The sequence below is a fragment of the Novosphingobium fuchskuhlense genome (assembly GCF_001519075.1).
Classification (GTDB): Bacteria; Pseudomonadota; Alphaproteobacteria; order Sphingomonadales; family Sphingomonadaceae; genus Novosphingobium; species Novosphingobium fuchskuhlense.
The window spans coordinates 217,034-241,153 of the sequence record NZ_KQ954244.1 but is presented as its reverse complement, the minus strand read 5'-3'; the positions used below and the strand labels follow the sequence as shown (position 1 = coordinate 241,153).

Here is a 24,120-nt window from a genome sequence, read left to right as displayed (position 1 = left end):
CCGTCATTTCGGGCAGGCGACAGGCTCGCCCGCGCCGCGCTGGAACAGCACCAGCCTGAGGTTGAACGCATCCCCGCCCGAGGTCTGGTTGGGCCCGGCGACGAGTTCCAGCGCTTCGCCCGGCGCGAGATCGGCGCTAAGCGGGGGCAACTGGAACGGCCCGGTCACCACCCCGCGCCAGAGCAGGCGGCCTGCGGCGGTGATGGCAAGGTCCACCCCGTCGCCCACTGCAGTCTTGGCAAAGCAGCCGCCGATATCCACGGATTCCGCTGCAGGCGCGATGTGCTGCCAGACCGCGCGCAGCGGCGCGAGTCCGGTGCCGCCAACCGCGGCCGAAGTCGTGTTGATCCGCAGCGGACGGTACCAGCGGTCGCCGAAGTAGCTGGTGAACTGATCGTCGAACAGCGGCAGGCGGTAGGTGTTGCCCGCCTTCACCCGCACCGCATAGCGCCATTGCGGCGTGCCCCAGCCCATCAACGTATCGGCGATCCAGGTGCTCTGCCCGAAGCTGATCGCGGTGGTGCCGGTTATCACCAGCGGGCTCTCGCCGACCTGCAGGGTTGCAGCCGGCGCCCCCGTCGCATCGCTCACTTGCCCGCCCTGGACTTCCAGCGAGCGCGGCGCGCCCCAGACGACCGTGGTATCTGCCCCGAAGCGGTAGGCAAAGAGCAGCGGATCACCAAGTTCCAGCCTCTGCGGGCGGCCCAGCGCAAGCACCTGCTGCATCAGGCGGAAGGCGGCGGCCTGCGCCTTGGGCGTGGTGCCGGCATAGAGACCCATGCTCGGATACCAGCGTTGGTCGATCAGGGCATACCAGCTGGCCTGCGCCACCCCCGCCGCCGCGAGCATCGTCGTCTGCTTGACGAGCTCGCCAGCCGCCAGCGGCTGGTTTGGCGTATCGAGGCTGAACTCGCTGGCCCAGACCGGGACGCGCCGGCCTGCCGCGTCCATCGCCGCATTCAGCGAGGCAAGCTCCACATCGAGCCCTTCCGCGCGCGAGCGGTAGGGGTGGACCGCGATGCCGTCTACTTCGGCCAGCATGCCGGCGGCGAACAGCGTCTTGAGGAAGCCCGTCCCGATGGTGTTGGTCGATCCGCCGAGAATGGCCGTGCGCCCGCCAATCCGTGCGCGCGCCGCCCTCAGCGTGGCGACATAAGCGGCGGGGCGGTTGGTGCCTGCGGGATAGAGCAGCGTGCCGGGGCCGTTGATCTCGTTGCCCACCTCGATGCCGGCAAGGCACGGGCCGAAGCGGTCCGCCAGCGCGGCAAGGTATGCGGCAAAGGCGGCGTTGCCCCCCGCGCTCGAAACCCATTGGCCGCCATCGTAGAGCGGATTGACCGGAACGGCGGTGAGCAGCAGGCGCTGCCCGGCGGCGCAGGCCGAGGCGAGCGCCTGTGAGGCGGGCGTCCCGAAGTCATAGGTCCCGCGCACCTTCTCCGCTCCGGCCCATGGCAGCGAATCGCGCAGAAGCGGCGCACCGGCCTGCTGGGCCAGCGGGAGCACGGCAGGCGACCAGCCCTGGCTGAAATGGGTCTGCACGCCCAGCACCAGCGGCGGCAGCTGCGCGATCTCCGCCACGCTGCGCGCCGGGGTGCCGGCAGCCTGCGCGGTGCCGATGGGGGAGGTAATTTCGGCCGTCCGGCGCAAGTGCGCCGGGCCGCAGGCAGCCAGCAAGGCCACAAGCACGGCGATGCGCAGCGTCGGGCGCACCTGGCTTGCAGCATGGCGAAGGGGATCGATCAAGGCACGGCGGACCATGGCACGCTCTCCGGCTAGGGGATGCGGCAAAGGTGTGCCGAAGGCGCCTTAATGCGCTCCCAGCGGATTCGCTTAAGCGGCCATTTTTCTGTGTTGCGCCAGTCTCGCCGAACGCCTCAGGGTTTGTCCTTAGGGCCTGACCGTTAGCACAGCCATCTCGATGACATCGGCAATCCGCGCGAGGTCGGCCTCGTCGATGCAATAGGGGGGCATCACGTAGATTGTGTTGCCGAGCGGACGCAGCAGCACGTCCGCCTCGCGAAACAGGCTGAGGAGGCGCGGGGCGAGCGACGACATGTAGCCCCCGTCGCCGGTTTCCAGATCGAGCGCGGCAATTGTCCCGCAGCGGCGCACGGCTGCCACGCCGGGCAGCACCGCCAGCCGGTCGAGCAGCGCCTGCTGGCGCGCGCCGAGATCGGCGAGGCGGTCCAGCACCGGCTCCTCCCGCCAGATCGCGATGTTCGCCGCCGCCGCCGCGCAGGCAATCGGGTTGGCGGTATAGCTGGAGGAGTGGAAGAACATCTTCGCGCGGTCGGTGGACCAATGTGCCATGAAGATATCCTCGCGCGCCATCGTCACCGCCAGCGGCATCGAGCCGCCGGTGATGCCCTTGGCCAGGCACAGGATGTCGGGCACCACACCGGCCTGTTCGCTGGCGAGCAGCGTGCCTGTGCGGCCCCAGCCGGTCATCACTTCGTCGGCGATCAGCAGCACATTATGGCGCCGGCAGATTTCCGCCATCGCAGCGAGCAGCGCGGGTGGATACATCATCATGCCCCCGGCACCCAGGACAAGCGGTTCGACGATGAAGGCGGCGGGCGCATCGCGGCAGGCGGCTTCAAGCGCCTCCAGCGTGTTGGTCCCGTCGCCCGTGGGGAACGGGATACAACCGACGTCGAACAGCAGCGGCTCGTAAGGCGCGTTGAACACGCCGCGCTCGCCGACCGACATCGCGCCGATGGTATCGCCGTGGTAGCTGTGTTCAAGCACGAGGATGCGCGAACGCGGCCGCCCGGTGTGGGCCCAGAAGCCCAGCGCCATCTTGAGCGCGACTTCGACCGAGGTCGAGCCGCTGTCCGAGAAGAACACCCGCGTCAGTTCCGCAGGCATCATTGCCCGCAGGCCGGCGGCGACGCGCTCGGCGGGCGCGTGGGTCCAGCCGGCAAAGATCAACTGATCAAGCGCGCCGGCCTGTGCACGGATCGCCTCGACGATGCGGGGATGGCAGTGGCCGTGCGTTGTCACCCACCACGATGAGATCGCATCGATCACGCGCCGTCCGTCGGCGGTGTAGAGCGAGGTGCCCTGCGCATGCGTGACCAGCGGGACAGGATCGCCCAGCCCGTGCTGGGTGAACGGGTGCCAGATGGAGGAGCCGCTCACGAAAAGTCTTCGAGCGAGAATCCCTGCTCAAACGCGCTCGACAGAGCTTCCGGCGCGAGTGCGGGCAGGAGCGGCAGGCGCCCCAGCCGCCGCACCTGGCCCATTTCGCAGATCGTCGCTTCGTTGTCCTCGTTCGCCTCGCCCACGAAAGCGACGCCGTGGATCGGCACGCGGCGGGCGCGCAGCGCCTCGATCGTCAGCAGGCTGTGGTTGATCGTGCCGAGCGCGGTGCGGGCGACCACGATCGTCAACAGCCCCCATTGCGCGAAGATATCGGCATAGGTCACCTCCCGCGTCAGCGGCACGAGCGCGCCGCCTGCGCCTTCCACCACCAGTGGGCGGATCTCGGGCAGGATCAGGCCGTCGGGATCGATGGCGACGCCATCGAGTTCTGCCGCGCGGTGCGGGGAGAGCGGTTCGGTCAGGCGATAGGCCTCGGGGATGATCCGCTCCGCGGACAGACCGGCCAGCGCTGCCACGCTGTCCTTGTCCGCGCCGTCGGCAAGGCCGGATTGCACAGGCTTCCAGTAATGCGCCCCCATGGCCCCGGCGAGGGCGGCGGAAAAGACGGTCTTGCCAATCCCGGTATCGGTTCCGGTTACAACAAACGCACTCATGCCAGCGCCTCTGCCAAGGCTACTGCCAAGGCGTCAATATCTTCCCACGTGATGTTTTGTGTCAGTGAAATCCGCAGGCGACTTGTGCCCTGCGGCACTGTCGGCGGGCGGATGCCGCGAATGTCGAAGCCGGCCGCCTGCAACCGCTCCGCAACCGCCATCGTGCGCGCTTCCTCGCCGAGGATCAGCGGTATGATCTGCGTCCCCGTCGCGTCGGCTCCCAGTGGGGCGAGCAAGGCCTCGGCGTGCGCCACGTGCGCCATCAGGCCGCGGCGCCGCTCCGGTTCGTCCACCAGCATGCGCAGCGCCTCGCGCACCGCGGCGGCCATCAGCGGGGAGGGTGCGGTCGAGAAGATGAACGGCCTGCCGCGGTTGACGAGGAAGTCGCGCACCACTGCCGGGCCGCACACCAGCGCGCCTTCGCACCCCAGCGCCTTGCCGCAGGTGCGCAGCACCACCGTGTCTTCCCGCCCGTCAAGCCCGGCGGCCAGGCCCCGGCCGTCCGGGCCGAACACGCCGGTCGCGTGGGCCTCGTCGATCAGCATGATCGCCTCGTGCCGCTCGGCAAGGGCAGCAAGATCGGTTAGCGGGGCGCGGTCGCCGTCCATCGAATAGAGGCTCTCGAAAGCGAGCCAGACCCGGCCCCTGCCGCCGCCTGCACGCCATGCCGCGATCGCATCGGCGAAGCTGTCCACATCATTGTGCGCGGCGACTGCCTTGCCAGCCCGTGTCAGCGCGAGGCCTTCGTGCATCGAGGCATGGATCAGCGCGTCATGCACCACGAGGTCCCCGCGCTGCGGCAATGCGGCCAGCAGCGCGACATTCGCGGCATAGCCGCAGGACAGGAACAGCGCGCTTTCGGTGCCGAAGAAGCGCGCCGCCTCCGCTTCCAGAGCGGCGTGTTCAGGATCGTTGCCGCGCAGCAGGCGCGATCCGCCCGATCCCATCGGCACGCCCCGGGCAATCGCCGCTTCCACGGCGCGTGCCAGCCGGGGGCTGCGCGCCATACCGAGGTAGTCGTTCGAGGAGAAATCCCGGCCCTGTCGCGGCACGAGCCGGCGCTGCCGCCCGCGCACCGCAAGTCCTGCGAGATCGGTGCGGTGCGCTTGCCAGAGATCCATGGCCTACTGCCCGCAGGCGGCAATCCTGTCCGCGCGCATCGGCTCCTCGGCTTCCATCGGCTTTAGGCCGAGGCGGGCGAACAGCGCCGCGTCGGCATCATCGCCAGCGTTGGCGGCGGTGAGCAGGCGGTCGCCGGTGAAGATCGAGTTCGCCCCGGCCAGGAAACACAGCGCCTGCGCGGAGTCAACCATCGATTCGCGCCCCGCCGAAAGGCGCACCATCGAGCGCGGCATGGTGATCCGCGCCACCGCGACGGTGCGCACGAACTCGATGTCGTCGATCTTGGCGAGCGGAGTATCAGCCAGCATGTCGCCCAGCACAGTGCCCTTGATCGGCACCAGCGCATTCACCGGCACGCTTTCGGGGTGGCGCTCCAGCGTCGCCAGCGCATGGATGAAGCCTACTCTGTCGGCGCGGGTTTCGCCCATGCCGACAATCCCGCCCGAACACACGTTGATGCCAGCCTTGCGGACCTGTGCCAGGGTGTCGATCCGCTCGTCGAAGCTGCGCGTGGTGATGATCTCGCCATAGCGTTCGGGCGAGGTGTCGATGTTATGGTTGTAGTAATCGAGCCCGGCCTCGGCGAGCTGGGCCGCCTGCGCTTCGCTCAGCATGCCCAGTGTCATGCAGGTTTCCATGCCCATTTCGCGCACGCCCTTCACCATCGCGATGATCGCAGGCATGTCGCGGTCCTTGGGGTTGCGCCAGGCTGCGCCCATGCAGAAGCGCTTCGATCCGGCGTCGCGCGCCTGCGCGGCGGATTGCATCACCGCCTGAACGTCCATCAGTTTTGTCGCTTCCACGCCGCTGTCGGCCTTCACCGATTGCGAGCAGTACCCGCAGTCCTCGGGGCAGCCGCCGGTCTTGATCGACAGCAGGGTGCAGAGCTGGATCTCGCCCGCGCGGTGGTGAAGGCGGTGCACTTCCGCAGCGCGAAACAGCAGTTCGGTGAATGGCAGATCGAACAGCGCGGCGATTTCGGCGCGGGTCCAGTCGGTGCGGACCGTGCCGAGCGGTTCACCGGCGGTTCCGGTGCTTGCCGCAACTTCGCGGGCAAGGGTGGTCGCGGCTTCGGTCATGGCTCACTCCGTCGGTATTGCAGATCAAGGGAATCAGGGTGTTGCCCTTAGCCGAGTTCGCCTGTGGTGGCTTCCATGGAATAGGTCAGTTCATTTCACGGCTGGAAAACCGCGTCACACAGCGGTCAAGGAGGTCGGTGCAAATCGGCAACACCTGCTGAAAAAGCGTAGGGTTGCAGGGGCGTCCAGGGCGATCGTCCCGGCAGTTGACCTGCGCCGACCTGCCCCGCAATTCGGACGGACCGCATCAGGCGATTGCGCCCGCCGCTGCTGGGGGTTTGCAATCCCAGCCTTTAACGATAGGTAGCAAACCTGTTGGAATTTTGTCACATATCCAATGCTAATGGGTCGCACGATGGGATCGCACGCGCATCGGGCTCGCTGCTTGAGTTGATGCGGTGAAGTCCGTATTGGCGACCCTTGTGTATGCAGGCACTGGCCGATCGTCCGGTCCTTTGGTGCTGATCCGGACGAGCGAATAGGGCCGCGTCCGGCAGACTGAGCTCGTGAGGCAGGTTTTTATTGTATGGATGGTTTCGGCAAAATCGGTGTTGTTGGACTTGGTTACGTCGGCCTGCCTCTCGCTGTTTCGTTCGCCCGCAAATATGACGTGATCGGTTTCGACGTGAGCGAGGCCCGTGTCGCCACGCTGCGCGAAGGGCATGACTACACCAATGAAATCGCGCCCGAGGAACTCGCGGCTTCGACCCTTACGATCACCGGTGCGGTAGAGGACCTGCGCGGGTGCGGTATCCTGATCGTGACAGTGCCGACGCCGGTTGACGACAGCTGCCGTCCCGATTTCTCCAATCTCGTGGATGCCTGCGCTGCGATCGGCAAGGTCATCGCACCAGGCACGATCATCGTGTTCGAAAGCACCGTCTATCCGGGTGCGACAGAAGAAATCTGCGCGCCGGTGATCGAGGCGTCCTCGGGGCTCAAGAGCGGTGCGGGCTTCAAGCTGGGTTATAGCCCGGAGCGGATCAATCCGGGTGACAAGGCCCATCCGCTCGAGGCGATCGTCAAGGTGGTCGCCGGGCAGGATGAAGCGACGCTCGACACGCTCGCCGCGCTCTACGGTTCGATCATCCATGCGGGCATCCATCGTGCCTCCTCGATCCGCGTGGCCGAAGCCGCGAAGGTCATCGAGAACACCCAGCGCGATATCAACATCGCGCTGATGAACGAGATTTCGAAGATCTGCGACCTTGTCGGCATCCGTACCGCCGAAGTGCTGGCCGCAGCGGGCACGAAGTGGAACTTCCTGAAGTTCTACCCCGGCCTTGTCGGCGGGCACTGCATCGGGGTTGATCCCTACTATCTCACGGCGAAGGCGGAGCAGCTGGGCTATCACCCCGAAGTGATCCTCTCGGGCCGCCGCATCAACGATGGCATGGGCAGCTACATCGCGCAGCGCGCGGTGAAGCTGCTTGCGGTTTCGGGCCATTCGCTGGGTGCGGCCCGCGTCGGCATTCTGGGCCTCACCTTCAAGGAAAACGTGCCCGACATCCGCAATTCGAAGGTGGAGGACATCTACCGCGAGCTTTGCGAGTTCGGCATCCGCCCGCTGGTCCACGATCCGATGGCGGATCGCGGCGCGGCCGAGCGCGAGTTCGGCATCACCCTCTCCGATCTCGATGCATTTACGGGTCTCGATGTCCTCATCTATGCAGTGTCGCACGACACATATGCTGCGCTCGGTGTCCCGACGATCGAGGGCATGATCGCTCCCGAGGGCATACTGATCGACGTGAAGTCAGCCGTCCAGCCTGCCGACTTGCGGAGTGACATCCGCTACTGGAGCCTCTAGTCGGGAAGCCGGATCGCTCCGCCTTGTTTGTTCCTTGCCTCCGGGACCACATCCATTGAGCAAGATTGCGATTACACCGATCGGAACCTGCCGCATCAATACGCCGCTGCGTCGCGGCGCGGCGCGGTATCCGTTCCGGTTGAACCTTGAGCGGGTCTACGGCTTCGTCCACACGACCGAAGAGGCGCTTCAGCAGCTGGAGTTCATGGCGGGTGAACGCGGTTTTGCGGAAGAGCAGCTGCCGCTGCTGTTTCGCCCGGGCGAGCGGGCGGATGCGGCTGCGGGCCAGTGGCAGCCGGCCGATCTCACCATCATCGAGATCAGCTCGGCCAAGAGTTACCGCGTAGGCGACACGGCAGTTCAGTCGAACTATCTGACTCGCTATTTTGCGGATTTCTTCGCATCGGTGCCGCGTACCCGTCGTTTCTGGCAGCTGGCGAGTGAGTCCGACCGGGCAAGTCGCGCCGAAATGGCCGCATTTCTCAAGGCGGACCCGGTCTACAACCTCTACAGCAAGACAGATCAGGCGCTCCTTGCCTCGATCTCGATGCGGATGCAGGGTTTTGACGAGATCTTGCAGCATATGGGCGCAATGGTCGAACGACTGGGGCGCAACCGGATCCTGTTCGTGACCCATGTGAATGCGTCCGGACCGGACGGGGCGGTCATTGCCTCGCGTGACAAGGTGATCCGCTGGGTCAAGCTGGCAGCCGAACGGCTCGGCACCCAGATTTTCGATCCGACAGGGCTTATGCGGGAGTTCGGGCAGGAACGTGCGATGGAGCGCGAAGGGCTCGATACCACGCACTATACCAACGCCTTTTCCGATCGCTGGTACACCCACGTCCACCGCGAGTTTGTGCTGCCGCGAATTATCGAGGCCGGCATGGACGCCGAGCAGGGTGAAGCGGCAAGTCCCTCGCTGCTGGCCGAAAGCATCGGCGCGGCTATCGAGAACGACGATTTCTTCGAAGGCGCGCGACAGCTGTTCGTTGCCCTGGCCGATCATCCCGACAATGCCGCGCTGCGCCTGCTTGCGGGGCAGGTCTATGGCCAGATCGGCGATTACAGCGCGGTTGTGCGGATGCTGACCCCGCTCAGGGAAAGCCCGGAGATGACGGTGCCCGCGCTCGCCAGCCTCATGCGCGCAGCCTACGAGAGCGGCGATGCGGCGACGGCCGTCGAGATCGCCGATCAACTGCTGACCGACGAGTACGAGACGATCGAGATCTACGAGATGGCGGGTCTCGCGGCCGACAAGCTGGGCCGGGCGGACGCTGCGGTGCACTATGCGAAGCTCGCGTTCCGGCTCGATCCCGGACAGCACCGCTTCGCCACGCGCGTGCTCGATCACTATATCGCCACGGGTGAGACGGAACTCATGCGCAGCTGGCACGCCGAAGTGCGCGACCGGCTCGCAGCGGCCCCCAACGTGCCCTTGGCGCGCGCGCTGGCGGAATGGGCCGTAGGCCGCCAGGACGAGCAGATGTTCCGCGCTGCCAGCCTGCTGGTCGCGCAGAGCGAGCCACGCAGCATGGTGCGGCTGGTCGAGGAAGCGGCGACCCGCGGCATGCTGGCTGCCGCGTCGGAAACGCTGGTTGAGCTGGTCGCGCTCAGCGGCTCGGACGACACCGGACTGATGCGCAGCTTCCGTGCGATGGTGGCCGATTGGCCGGCCCGTTGCGAGGCGCTGCTCGAGGAAGGGCGGATCGGCGATGCCTATGTGCTCGCCACGGGCTACATGACTGTGCTGCCCAAGAACCGCGATGCCCGCCGGATCGAGCGCGGAATCGTGCTGCATCTGCGCGACAAGATCCGCTCGGCGCAGGCCATCGGTGATCACGAGGCGGTGATCCGGATGGGGCAGGGCGCGGGACGCATGCTGTTCCGCCGCTTCGAGATCGCGGCTGCCTACGCCCGCTCGCTGCTCGCTGCGGGCCGCGGCATCGAAGCGCTGGCCGTGGCGCGCCAGGGCTGCGAAGCCTTTCCAGAGAACATCGACATGCGCGGCCTCGCCGCCCATATCGCCGCGAGCATCGGCGAAACCGCGCTGGCGCTCACGCTTTATGGCGAACTCGATTTCGAAAACGATCCCGCTGCCGAGCGCTACCGGGTCCGGGCCGAGCGGTGTTTCGAGCGGGCCGGCCGCAACGGGATCAAGCAGATCCGCACCCTGGTCGCAGCGGGCGAATTCGAGAAGGCGATCGCGCTCTGCCGTCTGCTCGAACAGCATACTTCGGCGCGCGAACGCGTCTCGGTCGAGCTCGTCAAGCTGCGCAGGACCTTGCGCAACCGCTTGCGCGAGCTCGATGAAGAAGAAGATACCGGCACGGAGCCGATGCGGATCCTGCGGCTGATGCTGGCGATCATGCCGGAAGATCCGTCCACCCTGCGCCGCGCCGCGCTCGAGGCGATGAAACTTCAGGATTTCGAAACCGCGCTTGATTACTGGCGGGAGCTTGACCGCGTCTCGCCGGGCCTTGAAAGCACGGCCAACAACATCAGCCGGTGCCAGATCCACGCACAGCGTCAGGCGGCCCGCGCCAGCCGCATGCGCCCGGCACTCGCCGCATGATCACGCGGCGCGCAAGGGGGCTCTAGGGGACCGTCATGGCAACTGTCCACGTCAAGGGTGTCGAGCCCGATCCCGCCGCCGCCGTGCAGTCGACGGTTGTGCCGCTGCGCCTCGCTGCGGCGGCTGAGGCCGAGACCCCGGTCGCCGAGGATGCGACGGAGTACTTCGCCCGGGCACAGAGCCTCATTGCCGCGCGCGATTACAAGGCTGCCGCGCAGGAACTTGATCCTGCGTTGCTCTCGCCCGACGCCGATCTTGCCCTGCAGATCGCCTGGGCAGAAGCCCTGATCGAAGCCCGCGCGCCCGATCTTTCCGACCAGCTGTTCGAACGCCTGCTTGCCGCCAATCCCGGCCACCGCGAAATCCACGTGGCCTACGCCAAGCGCCTTCATGTGCGCGGTCTGGTGCTGCGCGCCTACAACGTCCTGCACGCTGTGGCCGATGCGCTGCCTCAGGATAGTCGTTCGCTCCAGCTTTACCGCCGTCTGGTCCGGCTCAAGACAATTTTCGAGAACGCCGACAGCACCCCGCTGGCTGAGGATGAAGACGCCCGGATGCGCGCGCTCAGGCTTGCTATCGCGGCTTTCGAGAATCGCCCGGTACGGGAACTTGCCAAGGACCGGCTGGGGCGCATTTCCCTGATTACCGGCAGCCTCGGTCCCGGCGGCGCGGAGCGGCAGCTCACGCGCACGGCGGCCGAGCTTGAAAAGCAGCGCCGCGCCGAAGGCCGGATCGGCGATTTCGCGCTCGATCGCCCGGTCGAGGTGGTCGTCCGCTCGCACCAACCCAACGGCCAGCACGATTTCTTCCTCGACGATCTGCGCGCCGCAGATGTCGACCTGTTCGAGATCAACGCGATGCCGCAGGCGCGCGTGACCGAACTGGGCGTCGATGACAAGACGCTGCTGGCGCTGCTCGATTATCTGCCGCCCAAGGTCAATTTCGGCACCCGCCGTCTGGTCCAGCATTTCCAGCAGTCGCAGCCCGATGTCGTCTCGATCTGGCAGGACGGTGCCTGTCTGTTCGCGGGCCTTGCCGCCGTGATCGCCGGGGTGCCCCGCGTCCAGCTGGTGATCCGCGGCCTGCCGCCGGTCATCCGCCGGCACATGTTCCAGCCGGAATACGAGGTGATGTACCGCGCGCTTGCCGCGGTGCCCGGCGTCGAGTTCATCAGCAACAGCAAGGCGGCAGCGCGGGCTTATGCCGAATGGCTCGAACTGCCGCTCGAACGCTTCGCCATCGTCTACAACGGCGTACAGCGCATGCCGACGCCGCACAGCGATGAGATCGAGGCGCAGTGGCAGGCCTTCACCGCCGCAACGCCCCAGGCCGATCATACCATCGGCGGTGTGTTCCGCTTCGATACCGACAAGCGCCCCCTGCTTTGGATCCGCTTTGCCGCGCGCTATGCCAAGGCGCATCCCACCGCGCGCTTCCTTCTGGTCGGCGGTGGCCGCCTGCTCGATGATGCCATCGCCCTCGCGGAATCACTTGGCGTGCGCGAGAAGATCCTTTTCGTCGGCCGCTCGACCGAAGTCGGCAGCTGGATGAAGCGGATGGATGTGCTGGTCCTCATGTCCAGCTTCGAAGGCCTGCCCAACGTGCTGATCGAGGCGCAGTTCCTCGGCGTGCCGGTCGTGTCGACCCCGGCCGGCGGCGCGGCGGAATGCTTCATCGAGGGGGTGACCGGTCATATTCTCGGATCGGCGGACAAGACCGATCTCGACGAGGCTTGCGCCAAGGTGCGCGCGCTTGTCGGCCGCGCCCACGATCCAGCGATTTTTGAGCCGGCGACGCGTGATTTCCTCGATGCCAAGTTCTCGGTGCCGCGCATGCTCGAAAACTTTGTTTCGACAAGCTGCGGAATTATCACCGAATCCGCTGCAACTTGATCGCCAGCCTGCTACGGGCGGCCCAAGACCTCATTGGAGACCTCACATGGCCATCCTCGTCACCGGCAATGCCGGCTTCATCGGTTTCCACACAGCCAAGACCCTGCTCGAACGCGGCGACGATGTGGTCGGGCTCGATGTGGTCAACGATTACTACGATCCGGCCATCAAGGAGGCGCGCCTTGCCATCCTTGAGGAAACCGCCCGCAAGACAAATGCGCAGTACACGTTCGTGCGCGCCAATCTGGCGGATCGCACCGCGGTCGAACGGACCTTTGGCGAGAACGATATCCGCCGGGTGATCAACCTCGCCGCTCAGGCCGGAGTGCGCTATTCGATCGAGAACCCGCACGCCTACGTCGAAAGCAACATCATCGGCTTCACCAACATCCTCGAGGCCTGCCGCCATGGCGGGGTCGAGCATCTGGTCTATGCCTCGACGAGCAGCGTCTATGGCGCCAACCAGGCCATGCCGTTCAGCGAGCATGTCGGTGTCGACCATCCGCTGCAGTTCTATGCCGCGACGAAGAAGGCGAACGAGCTGATGGCCCACAGCTACAGCCATCTCTATCGCCTGCCGACCACCGGCCTGCGGTTCTTCACCGTCTATGGTCCGTGGGGGCGGCCCGATATGGCGCTGTTCCTGTTCGCGAAGAACATCATCGCGGGCAAGCCCATCGACGTCTTCAACTATGGCAACCACACGCGCGACTTCACCTATGTGGCGGATATCGTCGAGGGCGTAATCCGCGCGTGCGACAGTCCGGCGCAGCCCAACCCGGAGTGGGACGCCTTCAAGCCCGATCCGGCCACCAGCAACGCGCCCTACCGGATCTACAACATCGGCAACAACAATCCGGTCAAGCTCACCGCCTATATCGATGCGCTTGAAGAGGCGCTGGGCAAGACGGCGGAGCGCAATCTCCTGCCGCTGCAGGCGGGCGACGTCCCCGATACCTTTGCCGATGTTTCGGACCTCGAACGTGATCTGGGCTACAAGCCTGCAACCTCCGTCAAGGAGGGTGTCGCGAATTTCGTGAAGTGGTATCTGGAGTATATGCAGGCCAGCGCCGACGCCGCCGGGTGACCAGCTGGGCGATTGGCGATTGCGCGGCAATCCAGGGACCGATCCGATGAGCGCCACCCTTTCTTCCGGCGAACCTGCCATCATCGACAAGGACCAGCCTTTCGCGCTTGCCGAGTCGCTGATCCGCGACGCCCGGTGGGCCGATGGCTTGGCGGCGGCAGAGGCGGCGCAGGCGCAGGGTGCCCAGCCTGATGCGGCGCTGCGGCTGCTTGTCGCGATCGCGCGGCTCCAGACCGGGACCGGCGGGGCCGAGGCGATCACCGCCGATCTCCTGCTTGAGGCCGGGGGGCGGCGCGATCTGCGCCGGCTGGCGGTCTCTCCCCTGCTGCGCGCGGGCCGGCATGATGAGGCGGGGCTCCTGCTCGACCAGCTGGTCGCGGCGGACCTGGCACAGGCCGATGACTTCACCCAGCGCGGCGGCATTCGGGCCCGTCAGCGCCGCTGGGACGAGGCGATTGCCGATGCCGATCGCGCGGCCGAGCTGACTGGTGCCGGTGGCGGGACGATCGCGATGGTCAGCCGCATCCAGTACCGCCAGCAGGGTGGCCGGATTGACGAGGCGCTCGCGCTCGTGCGTGATCTGCAGCAGGTTCCGTCTGCGGAGGAGCGCCTGACCGCGATCATGCTCGCGGTCTATCTGCGCGCCGAAGCGTTTGAGGAAGCGGCGGCGCTGGCGGCAAAGGTCGATCCCGAGATCGTCGAGACGCCGGGCCTCGCCGGCTATGTGGTACAGGCGCTGGCCCGGGCCGGCCGGTACCAGGCAGCGATCAAGGCGGGCGAGCACCTCCTCGAGATGGGCCTCGACGGGGCCATGCTGCGCTCGCATCTGGGGCAGGCGTGGCTGGCGGGCGGGGCACTGGCCGACCGCGCCGACAAGGCCGCAGCGCATTTCCGCGCCGGGCTCGAATTTGCGCCGAACGACATCCAGATGAATGCCGCGCTGGGCGATATCCTGCTGCGCGCGGGCAAGGTCGAGGCGGCGCTGCCCTTCCTCGCCAGGACCTGCGAGCTGCAACCCAGGCTCGCGCAAGTGCGCGCGCTCTATGCCCGCGCGCTCAAGCAGGCGGGGCGGCTCGAAGAAGCGGCAGCCTCTTTCCGCCAATTGCTGACGCTGGTTCCCGGCGATGGCGGGCGCTGGCAACGCTTTGCCGCAGGCGCGCTGGCGCAGGCCGGGCACCGCGAGGAAGCGGCCGACCTGTTTGATGCCTATGTCGCCAAGCGCCGCGCCGCGCTGCCCGGCACTTTCGACGAGGGGCTGCAGGCGCTGTGGAGCCGGCTTGATGAGGCGAAGATCCCGCAAGGCCGGCTCGATTGGGCGTGGTCGATGCGCGATCCAGCGTGCGTGTTGGACCGCGCCGAATGGGAACGCCGCGCCAAATGGGGGCACCTTGCCGATCACTATCTGCTCGACTGGCTCGAATGCCGCGACGAGCAGGTGCACGAGGCGATGCTGCACTTCGCGGACGAGCTCGATTACCTCGAGGACTTCAACGCGAAGATGCGCGCGATGGCTGCGGGCAAGGGCGCGATCTATGCTTCCGCCCATATCGGGGCGATGTACTTCGGCCCGCTTTCGCTCGAACTCGTCGGCGAGCGTTCGCGCTGGCTGGCCTCGACGCCGAGCGTGGCGCGCACCTCCTATGCCGAATCGCTGATCTCCACGAGCGATCAGACCGACACGCAAGTTGCCCGCGCCTTCATGCGCGCGCTGGGGCAGGACAATATCGTGGTGGTCGTGGTCGACGGAGCGATCAACCTTGCCGCCCCGCGCATTCCCTTCGAAGGCCGCGAGGTGACCTATTCGCAGTTCGCCTCGCGCATGGCGTGGCGGATGGGCGCACCATCGGCCTTCGTCGCGCCGGTGTGGCGGCCGGACAACCGGCTTGGCTTCGTGCTCGAAGCGTTGCCGATGCCCGAACCGGATGAGACCGCGAACGACTATGCCAACCGCTGGCAGGCGGCCTATTTCGGTCACTTGCGCCAGTTCCTTGCCGGCGAGCCGCAGAACCTGCGGCTTTCGGGCGGGATCTGGCGGCTGATCCGCTGATCCGGGCGCGGCGGTCTTGCGGATTTTCGTGCTGACCCGCTCGTATCCGAGCGCGGACGATCTCTACCAGTATCCGTTCGTCCACCGCCGCGTGCTGGCTTATCGGGCGCGGGGCCACGACGTGGCGGTGTTCCGCTTCGATCCGGCGGGCCGGGAATCCCGCCACGCATTCGAAGGAGTGGACTGCGAGACGGGGGGCGCTGCGGCGCTGCGCCGTGCGGTGGCCGGTTTCGCGCCGGATGTCGCCGCGCTGCATGGCCTGTCGGAAATGCTCTGGCCGGCCTTTGCGGCGCTCGATCCGCAGCTGCCGGTCTGCGCGTGGCTGCATGGCACCGAAATCCCGGGCATCCAGCGCGGCAAGCTCGCCTGGATCGCCGATCCGGCGCAGCGCGATGAGCACGAAGCGCTGCTGGCAACGCGCATCGCCTTCTGGCGCGGCGTGCTTGATCCGTGGCCGGAAAACCTCCGGATCGCTTTCGTCTCGGCCAATTCGCGCGAGGTGATGCGGGCCGATCTTGGCGCCGTGCTGCAGGATCGGCGGACCACCGTGCTGCACAATCCGATCGACGCCGCCCTGTTTGCTGCGCAGCAAAAGACGCCCGAAGACCGCTTCTCGGTGCTGTCGATCCGGCCGCATCACAACGAGGCCTATGGCAATGATCTTGCCGTGGCAGCGGTCCTCGCGCTGCGGGAAAGGCCGTGGTTTGCGCGGCTGAACTTCACCTTCGTCGGCGATGGTCCGCTGTTTGCGGCAACGATGGCACCTCTGCGCGGCCTGCCCAACGTGACGCTGCGGCAGTGTTTCGTGCGGCAGGACGAGATCGCGCGGCTGCACCGCGCGCATGGCGTGTTCCTGGTGCCGACACGGCTCGACACGCAAGGCGTTTCGCGCGACGAGGCGATGGCCTCATCCCTCGTTCCGGTCACCAACGCCGTCTATGCGGTGCCCGAATTTGTCGATTCGGCCTGTGCCGGTCTGGCGCAGGCCAACGATGCGGCCGGACTGGCGCACGAGATCGCCGCGATGGTGGAAGACCCGGCGCTGTTTCAGGCCCGCTCCGCCGCGGCGGCGGCGCGGGTCCGCGCGCAATCGGGCGACGATGTGATCATTCCGCGCGAACTGGCATGGATGGCGGGGGGCAGCGCATGACGGCGGCGCTGCGGCCCGATTTCGTGCCCGATTTCGTGATCGCCGCGCTGGGCCGTTCGGGCAGCACGATGATCGCCAACTGGCTGACCCGTCCGCCCGGCGAGATCGTGCTGATCGAGCCGTTCCTCTTCGCGCTTGAAAATCCGGCGATGCTGCACCGCCAGTTCGCCGATCTCGGCATGGCTGCGAGCCCGGCGGAATGGTCGGCGTACGATGCGGACTGGCAGGCGCGCTTTGCCCGCCTGTTTGCCCCGCGCCTCGCCGGGCGGCGCTGGGCGGTGAAGGAAGTGCTGGGCGAAGAACACCGCCGCCTGATCGCGGCGTTTGCCCCGCCGCGCGTGGTGATCACGGTGCGCGATATTGATGCGATTGCGGCGAGTTTCCTCGAGAAGCATCGGCGCCAGGGCAATCGCCATCGCTTCGATGCCGGGTGGGTGGCCGACTATTGCCGCCGCGAGACCGCGCTGGTCATGGCGCTGCGGGGCGAACTGGAGGCACAAGGCACGCCGCACCGGGTCGTGCGCTACGAGGATTTCATCGCCTCGGGCGCGGAGCGGGCCGCGCTGGCAGCCTTCGTCGGCTGGACCGGCGAGGGCGATGTCGGACGCCACCTCGCAGGGCTGGGCCGGGGGTTCGAGGCCGAGCGGCACGGCGAAGGCGTGGGCAACGCCGCGCCCAGCCTCGCCGCGCGCGGGCTCGATGCGGAGGAATGTGCGCTCGTGCAGGCGATTTCCGAGGACTGCGCCGTCTATCGCGCGGCCTTCGGCTACGCCTGAACCGCCCTCAGCGCGCGATCAGGACGCGCGCGCTGACCGGGCCGAGTGCCAGTTCGCCGGAGACCGGCTGGCCGGCCGCATCGGTCCACTCGCCGGCGGGCAAGCTGTAGGTGAGGCCCGCCTTCGATGAGGGATTGACCACGACGAGGCCGCGCTCGAACTTGCGCGCCCAGCCGCCACCGGCGATGGCAAAGGGCTCGCCAGCCGGGCGGCCGACCGGCGGATTGAGCGTGGCGGGATAGGCCAGCACGCCCTTGCCGTCGCCATCGTGGATCACGGAAAGGTAGCTGCGCGGCCCGCGCACCAGCAGGAAATTGCCCACTACCCACTGCGCCTCGTCGGGATCCATCGCCGCGGGGCTGGCGCAGCTCTTGTCGCTGTCGATCCAGGGCATGCGCTGCGCGGCCCAGCGCGAAAGCTCGAACTTGGTCTTCCAGTAGTCGTCGCTCACCCGCCGTTCGCAGTTGCGCGTGAAGGCGGCTTCCTCCAGCCAGATGTCGCCCAGCGAGACCAGCCGCTGCGTCTGCTCGGGCGAGGCGAAGTTGACCTTGGCATTGAGCGCCAGCAGACCGCCGCGTGCGTGGATCGCCTTGCTCAGCCACCCGATGTAATCGAACACCGCCTCGGCATATTTCGGGTCCTGCTTCTCGCCGGAATAGAGCGGCACCCACTGCCCGTCGCGCCACACGCCGCAGCGGTTGGAATCATTGTTGAGGCTCACGTTATCGAGCGCGATGATCCGGCGGCCTTCGCCGATTGCGGGCGCGATATGCTCGTTCACGATATAGTCGCGCACGGCCGGATTGGTGATGTCGAGCGGGGTGTTGAAGCCCCAGCTGTAGACGAACACCGGCGCGGGCGAGGTCTGGTCGCATTTGTAGACCGCCCAATCGGGATGATTGGCGCGGTACCAGTCCATGTCGTGTGTTTTGTCGAGATCGCGGTCCATGGGGTAATAGAAGCTGCCGCGCGTCTCGCGGTCGCCGCGCCCGCGCGGACCCCAGCCGCTCCAGATGAAACCCACATCGCTGCCGGTCTGACTGACGTCCACCGGCCGGTTGTCCGTGATCTGGGCAAAGGTCACCTGGTCGTCGCGCGCAGGGCCGAGCGCGTCTCCGGCCTGGGCGGAGAGCTGGCTCGAGGCCATGCAGGCGGGAAGCACGAGCAGCGCGCCGAGCAGCGCCGCGCGCAGCGGAGTGACGAGAGAGGTGAAGCGGGTCATGGGCGCGATCCTAGGCCGTAAGGGCAGGCTCTGCCTAGTCCGCCGGGGCTGGCGCCACGATGAATGGAGCATGACAGTACGGCAACTTGCGGCGCCCCCCATTGCAGGCGGTACCGCGCTTTGCCTATAGGCAAGGGTGCCGGGCAGCCGTAAACGACGGACAAGGCCCGAAACGCGGCGGCCGCGGGAAGGATAGCAGTGCATTTGAACCGGCTACATCGCTCCACCGGAATTGCCGCCATGGCGGCTGGTCTCTCGCTGGTGCTGTCGGGCTGCATGTTGCCGCGCAGCGGTCCTTCCGCCGCCGAGTTCGCGCGCTCTGCCGATGCGGGCGCGATCCGCTTGGTCGAGGCGACCGCGCAGGATGCCGCTGAAAGCCAGAAGGCCGATCCCGGCATCGGCTTCACGCCCGAATGGCAGGCCGTGGCGCCGTTCAACACCGATGTGATCGGGGTCGGCGATACGCTGGATGTCACCATTTTCGAACGCGACGGATTGGGCATGTTCCCTGCCGGGCAGGATGGCGCCTCGCGGCTCACCGGCCTGCCGGTCGAGAGCGGCGGCGCGGTCCAGCTCCCCTATGTCGGCAGCGTCCCGGTCGCGGGGCTGACACCGGCGGAGGCGCGCAGCGCGCTGCTGCGGCGGCTGCGGCGGGTGGTGTTGAGCTCCGACGTTACGGTCGCGATCTCCGGGCGGCACAGCCTGCTCGTTTCGGTGCAGGGCGATGTGACCAAGCCCGGCATGGTGCCGCTCGGTCCCGAAACCCGCCGGCTCACCTCGCTGTTGAGCCAGGCGGCGCCGACGCCCGCCAATCTTGAACAGGCAGTGGTGACCGTGCGGCGGGGCATGCAATCCACCTCGCTGCGTCTGTCCGATATCTTCGAGCAACCCGCGCAGGATATCGCGCTGCGGCCCGGCGATGTCGTGATTGTGCGCAATGTCGTCTCGGCTGTCAGCGTGCTGGGCGCGGCGGGCCTCCAGGGCCGAGTGCGGATCACCAAGCGCGCCTACAGCCTGATCGATGCGGTGGCCGATGCCCGCGGGCTCAACGATGCGGCGGCCAGCCCCGGCGCGGTCTACCTGATGCGGCTGAGCAATCCTAACGAGCTCACCGCGACCGCGCCCGCCGTCTACCACTTCGATTTCCGCGATCCGGCGCAGATTGCCGTCGCCGCGCGTTTCGTCGTCCATGATGGCGATGCCGTGCTGATCGCCAATGCGCCCTTTGCGCAGGCGAGCAAGGTGCTCACCGCCTTCAGTGGCGTGCTCAACACCGCCCGTTCGGCAGCCCAGCTCGCCCCATGATCGCCGGACGCACGCACGCCCGGCCCGGCAGAGCGGGGGCGTGAGCAGCAACGAAGACCGTATTGCCCGCTGGCGGGCACGGCGCGAGGCCGAGGCCGCCGCGCGCGAGGCGCATGGCGATCTGCCGACCTCGCTGGCCCTGATCGCCAGCGGCGCCGAGACGCTGGCTACCGCCGCGCCCGAGGATGCCGGCGCGCTGCTGGCGGCGCTGGTCACCGGCCTGCGCGCGCTGCCCAGCCAGACCAACGCCGATCGCCGCGCGATCTATGATGCGCTCGCCCGCGGGATGGAGCGCGGGGGCGAAGCGGCGGGGAGCAACCCGGAACTCGCCGAACTGCGCCGCCGCCAGCTGCGCGTGATGGTCCGGCTGGTCGAAAGCGACCTTCGCGATGGCATCGATGTGCGCGCCGAAGGCTATCGCCCGGCCGCCATCGAAGAGGCGATGGTCCCGCTCACCGCGAGCTACCAGCGCCTGCTGCAGCGGCGCGAGGCGCTGGAGACGCAGGCCGCGCGGCGACAGGCGGTGCTGGCAGACGAGGCCTATTCGGTGGCGCTCGCGCCCGAGGACGAGGCCGACATGGCCCTGCTGCGCGGCGCGCTCGACCGGATCGATGCGACCCGGGGGCCGCGTCGCCACGACGACGAGCGTGTGGGCCCGCGCACCATGGCGGCGTTGCTGCGCTATGAACTGCGTCTGCTGGCCGGGGAAAGCCGCATTGCGCTGGCGTGGACGCTGCTGGGCCCGGCGGTGCTGCTCACGCTGATCTCGCTGCTCTACCTTGTCGTCGGCACGCACCACATCCTCGACATGGACGTGCAGACTTTCGCCATGCTGGGCGCGACGACCTGGATCATGTTCCGCCAGATCATCTTCCGCACCAGCACCGCGTTCTACGCCCACCGCGCGTTGCTGAACCTCAGGCCCTTTACGGCGACGACGATCGGGCTGGGGCAAGCGCTCATCTATTTTCTGTCCTACCTCGGCGTGTTCGCGGTGCTGATTACCGGTGGCGCGCTGACCGGGTTCTTCACCCCGCCGGTGCACTGGCTGCAACCTGCGGGCTGGATCGCGGCGATGGCGGCGGCTGGTGCCGCGATGGGCGTGATCTTCGGCTCCATCGCGGTGATCTGGCCCTACTTCCTGCGTTTCGCTCCGATCATCGAGCGCGCGCTGCAGCTGTTTTCCAGCGTGTTCTTCGTGTCCGAGCAGCTGCCGGACCAGTACCGGCCCTGGCTGCTGTGGTGCCCCTTCGCCCACGCGCTGCAAAAGCTGCGCTCGTCCTACTTCGATAGCTACGTCTCGCTTGATGCCAATGGGGAATACTTCTTCGTGTGGCTTGGCGTGCTGGTGCTCGTCGCGGCGGTGATGCAGCGCGCGGTGCGCCACCGCAGTCAGCCGATGTGATGGAGCTGCGGCGATGATCGACCTTTTCGACGTGAGCGATGCGCCCCGGGTCTTCGGTGAGACCGTCCACCTGCTGGAGGACGAGGATTTCCACCTGCCACCGGGCCGCTACGCGCTGATGTCGCAGACGCCCGAGTGGCACCGTCCGCTGCTCGATATCCTCGGCGGGGTGCGCATCCCGGCGCGGGGGCGTGTCGTTCACGGCGGGCGCGTGTCGTGGCCGCTCGGTCGGCAGGGCTTCGTGCGCGGCAAGGCGACCGGCATCGACATCATCAACCTCGTCAGCGCGGTCCACGATGTTGATCCCGAGGAGACCGCCGATCTCGTCACCATGCTGGTCTCGCGCCCCGATCTGATCGAGCGCGGGATCGAGCACTGGCCGCAGTTCGCGCGCATCGAGTTCACTTATGCGCTGGGGCTGGTCCCCGATTTCGACATCTACGTAATCGACGGCTCGATGCCGTCGGAGCCCTCGCGGTTCACCCGCCTGTGGCAGGCGCTGTTCGAGGAACGGCTGGTCGGCAAGACGCTGATCCTGTCCTCCTACCGCCAGAAACAATTGCTGGATTACTGCGCCAAGGCGCTGGTCTATGAGGGGCGGCGGTTTTCGGTGAATGACGATCTGGAAGCGTGCATCGAACGCTATCCGCTGCGCCCCTCGCGCGAGGATGCGACCGGTGGCGGGGCACAATTTGCCGAGGATGGAGGCGATCTTGGTTTCTGAGCAGTCCGCAGGCTATCCCGGCGAGGAGGGCACCGACGAGCAGACCGGTTCGCGTGCGCTCGCGGTTGCGCGCGATCTGCGCGCCGCCAGTCGCCGCGCACGCCGCATGCGTGAGGCGATCTACCTCGCGCTGATCGCGCTCTCGATCGCGGCGGCGGTCCTGCTCGGCCTGTTCGTCATTCCGCCGCGCTACGAAGCCGAGGCCCGCTTTGCGGTGCGCGGTTCCAGCCCCGCCATGCCGGCTGCCGGCGGCGGAGCCACCGGGCTCCTCACCACCGGGGCCAACCCCGCCATGGGTTCGGGCTTTGTCGATGGCTTTGCGGTCAACGATTTCCTCAAGTCGCGCGATTGCATGCTGCAGCTGGCCAAGCGCGTTGATCTGCCGCGGCTGCTTTCGCCCGCAGGCACGTCGCTCGCCGGCGGATCGCAGGAAGCGCTCTACAAGGCCTATTCGCAGGCCGTGACGGTGCGCTTCAACCTCGTCGAGCAGGAAAACGTCGTCGCGGTCGATGCCTTCTCGCCGGATGGCTCGCGCCGCATCGCCGAGGCGCTGGTGAGCCTTGCCGAGAACTTCGTCCAGAAGATGGACGAACAGGGCGTGAGGAACGCGCTCGAGGTGGAAACCGCGCGCCTACACGCGGCGGAGAACCAGGCGATCGAGGCAGCATCGGCGGTCGCCGCATGGCGCGGGGCCAATCGCAATGTCGATCCCGAGGCGGAATCGACGATGGTGTTGCAGATGATCGGGCAGCTCGAAAACGAGCTGAGCACGGCAAAGATCGCCTATGCCAAGGTCAAGGCCTTCGGCAATCCGGATCACCCGATGCTCACCCCGGCGCGCATGCAGGTCGAGGCGCTGGAGGACCAGCTTGCCGCCGCGCGCCAGCGGCTGGCCGGCGGTTCGGGTTCGCAGGCGAACCAGCTGAGGAGCTTCACCCAGCTCAAGAACGCGCAGACCTTTTCCGACAGCAATCTGGCCGCGACGCGGGATGCCTACCAGCAGGCGCTGCGCGAGACGAGCCGCCTGCGCCGCTACCTCACCGTGATCGCCCGGCCGGTTGCCGAAGATGCCGCTAGTTCGCCCAACCTTGGGATGCTCGCGCTCGAAGGCATGCTGGTGGGCATGCTGCTGGCCTTCGCGCTCTCGCTGCTGCTCGGCTCGGTGCGCTCCGGCCGGCGGATCTGAGCGCGCTGGGCTGGTTGACCCGGCGCGGTGGTGATAGGCTCTCCCTCTTACCGGGGGAGACCTGATGCAACTGCGCCACTTGCGCTATTTTGTCACGCTCGCGCGGGAGCAGCACTTTGCCAAGGCCGCCGCGGCCTGCGGCATTTCGCAGCCCACGCTTTCGGCGGGGCTCGGCGCGCTGGAGGCGGAATTCGGCCGCCGCCTGGTCGAGCGTGATCGCCGCTTCATCGGTCTGACCCCGCATGGCGAGGCGATGCTGCCCTGGGCCGAGCAGATCCTCGGTGCGGTGAGCGGGATGGCGAGCGCCGTCGCGGCGACCACTGCGCCGCTGATGGGCGAGTTCGGCCTCGCTGCCATCCCCGCCGCGCTGCCCCTCGTCGGCTTGCTGGGCGAGGCGCTGCTGACGCAGAACCCGGGCATCACGCTGGCGGTCCGCTCCGCCACCTCGCGCGCGATCGAACGCGGGCTCCATGCCTTCGAGGTCGATGCCGGGCTCACCTACCTCGATCATGAGCCACCCGCCAACGTGCTCTCGGTGCCGCTCTATGCCGAACGCTACGTGTTCCTTGCCGCGCGAGGAAGCGGGTTCGACCACCACGCTGCGGTCAGTTGGGAGGAGGCGACCCGACAGGATCTGTGCCTGCTCCACCAGGGCATGCAATATCGCCGCATCCTCGATGAACGGCTGGCGGCGCGCGGGCTCGCCGTTACCCCGCGCGCCACGGCGGACAGCCACTTCGCGCTGTTCGACATGGTCCGCTCGGGGACTTTCGCGACCATCGTGCCCGATGGCTATGCGCGGCTGATGGCCGGGGTCGAATGGGCGCGCTTCCTGCCCTTCGATGCGCCCGAGGAAGCGCGGCGGGTGGGGCTGGTGGTGGTGAACCGCGATCCGCTCGGCCCGATGGCGCGTGCCGCGCTCGCAGCCGCCCGGGCGCTTGAGCCGGCAGGGGTTCAGCCGCCGTTCTGATAGAATAAATCT

Annotated in this window: 18 protein-coding genes; 12 read left to right on the top strand and 6 right to left on the bottom strand. The window is 67.3% G+C overall.

Annotated elements, in window-relative coordinates:
• Positions 1-3 precede the first annotated feature (3 nt).
• The 5 genes from AQZ52_RS01045 to bioB all read right to left on the bottom strand — a co-directional run bounded on the left by AQZ52_RS01045 (position 4) and on the right by bioB (position 5,959).
• The gene (locus AQZ52_RS01045; protein ID WP_067906108.1) at positions 4-1,758 is read right to left on the bottom strand and encodes a hypothetical protein; all 1,755 of its coding nucleotides are present in this window, start codon (positions 1,756-1,758) and stop codon (positions 4-6) included.
• 129 nt (positions 1,759-1,887) lie between these two features.
• Positions 1,888-3,141, bottom strand: coding sequence for an adenosylmethionine--8-amino-7-oxononanoate transaminase (locus AQZ52_RS01040; RefSeq protein WP_067906107.1), 1,254 nt, complete (start codon positions 3,139-3,141; stop codon positions 1,888-1,890).
• On the bottom strand, positions 3,138-3,758 hold the full coding sequence (gene bioD / locus AQZ52_RS01035) for a dethiobiotin synthase (protein ID WP_067906106.1): 621 nt from the start codon (positions 3,756-3,758) through the stop codon (positions 3,138-3,140). The genes AQZ52_RS01040 and bioD overlap by 4 nt, the downstream gene beginning before the upstream one ends.
• Positions 3,755-4,879 (bottom strand): 8-amino-7-oxononanoate synthase, encoded by a 1,125-nt coding sequence (locus tag AQZ52_RS01030; protein ID WP_067906105.1) that lies wholly within the window; start codon positions 4,877-4,879, stop codon positions 3,755-3,757. The genes bioD and AQZ52_RS01030 overlap by 4 nt, the downstream gene beginning before the upstream one ends.
• Positions 4,880-4,882: 3 nt before the next feature.
• A complete protein-coding gene (gene bioB, locus AQZ52_RS01025; RefSeq protein ID WP_067906104.1) occupies positions 4,883-5,959 on the bottom strand; it encodes a biotin synthase BioB in 1,077 nt (358 codons plus the stop codon).
• Between the two features lie 526 nt (positions 5,960-6,485).
• Here bioB and AQZ52_RS01020 point away from each other — a divergent pair.
• From AQZ52_RS01020 to AQZ52_RS00990, 7 genes are read left to right on the top strand one after another with little or no spacing between them, the layout of a single operon-like run.
• Positions 6,486-7,769 carry a nucleotide sugar dehydrogenase gene (locus AQZ52_RS01020; protein WP_067906103.1) on the top strand — a complete coding sequence of 428 codons (1,284 nt, stop codon included), beginning with the start codon at positions 6,486-6,488 and terminating at the stop codon, positions 7,767-7,769.
• Positions 7,770-7,824: 55 nt separating this feature from the next.
• On the top strand, positions 7,825-10,344 hold the full coding sequence (locus AQZ52_RS01015; protein ID WP_067906102.1) for a hypothetical protein: 2,520 nt from the start codon (positions 7,825-7,827) through the stop codon (positions 10,342-10,344).
• Positions 10,345-10,379: 35 nt separating this feature from the next.
• Entirely contained in the window at positions 10,380-12,236 is a 1,857-nt protein-coding gene (locus AQZ52_RS01010) for a glycosyltransferase (protein ID WP_067906101.1), read from the top strand.
• A gap of 46 nt (positions 12,237-12,282) precedes the next feature.
• The gene (locus tag AQZ52_RS01005) at positions 12,283-13,323 is read left to right on the top strand and encodes an NAD-dependent epimerase (protein WP_067906100.1); all 1,041 of its coding nucleotides are present in this window, start codon (positions 12,283-12,285) and stop codon (positions 13,321-13,323) included.
• A 46-nt stretch (positions 13,324-13,369) separates the two neighbouring features.
• The gene (locus tag AQZ52_RS01000) at positions 13,370-15,370 is read left to right on the top strand and encodes a tetratricopeptide repeat protein (RefSeq protein ID WP_205626401.1); all 2,001 of its coding nucleotides are present in this window, start codon (positions 13,370-13,372) and stop codon (positions 15,368-15,370) included.
• A 28-nt stretch (positions 15,371-15,398) separates the two neighbouring features.
• On the top strand, positions 15,399-16,520 hold the full coding sequence (locus AQZ52_RS00995) for a glycosyltransferase family 4 protein (RefSeq protein ID WP_156424737.1): 1,122 nt from the start codon (positions 15,399-15,401) through the stop codon (positions 16,518-16,520).
• Complete coding sequence (locus AQZ52_RS00990) at positions 16,517-17,296, top strand: sulfotransferase (RefSeq protein ID WP_169793700.1); 780 nt, start codon at positions 16,517-16,519, stop codon at positions 17,294-17,296. Before AQZ52_RS00995 ends, AQZ52_RS00990 begins: the two co-directional genes overlap by 4 nt.
• Positions 17,297-17,303: 7 nt before the next feature.
• Here AQZ52_RS00990 and AQZ52_RS00985 read toward each other — a convergent pair whose 3' ends face one another.
• Complete coding sequence (locus AQZ52_RS00985; RefSeq protein WP_067906097.1) at positions 17,304-18,518, bottom strand: hypothetical protein; 1,215 nt, start codon at positions 18,516-18,518, stop codon at positions 17,304-17,306.
• A 204-nt stretch (positions 18,519-18,722) separates the two neighbouring features.
• On the opposite strand from AQZ52_RS00985, the gene AQZ52_RS00980 reads away from it, so the two are divergent.
• The 5 genes from AQZ52_RS00980 (at position 18,723) to AQZ52_RS00960 (ending at position 24,108) form a co-directional block, all read left to right on the top strand.
• The gene (locus AQZ52_RS00980) at positions 18,723-19,823 is read left to right on the top strand and encodes a polysaccharide biosynthesis/export family protein (RefSeq protein ID WP_156424736.1); all 1,101 of its coding nucleotides are present in this window, start codon (positions 18,723-18,725) and stop codon (positions 19,821-19,823) included.
• A gap of 40 nt (positions 19,824-19,863) precedes the next feature.
• Positions 19,864-21,228, top strand: a complete 1,365-nt coding sequence (locus tag AQZ52_RS00975; protein ID WP_067906095.1) for an ABC transporter permease — start codon at positions 19,864-19,866, stop codon at positions 21,226-21,228.
• Positions 21,229-21,241: 13 nt separating this feature from the next.
• A complete protein-coding gene (locus tag AQZ52_RS00970) occupies positions 21,242-21,952 on the top strand; it encodes a P-loop NTPase family protein (RefSeq protein ID WP_067906094.1) in 711 nt (236 codons plus the stop codon).
• The gene (locus tag AQZ52_RS00965; RefSeq protein ID WP_156424735.1) at positions 21,942-23,138 is read left to right on the top strand and encodes a KpsE/RkpR family capsule polysaccharide export protein; all 1,197 of its coding nucleotides are present in this window, start codon (positions 21,942-21,944) and stop codon (positions 23,136-23,138) included. The genes AQZ52_RS00970 and AQZ52_RS00965 overlap by 11 nt, the downstream gene beginning before the upstream one ends.
• Positions 23,139-23,202: 64 nt before the next feature.
• Positions 23,203-24,108, top strand: a complete 906-nt coding sequence (locus tag AQZ52_RS00960; protein ID WP_067906092.1) for a LysR family transcriptional regulator — start codon at positions 23,203-23,205, stop codon at positions 24,106-24,108.
• Positions 24,109-24,120 lie beyond the last annotated feature (12 nt).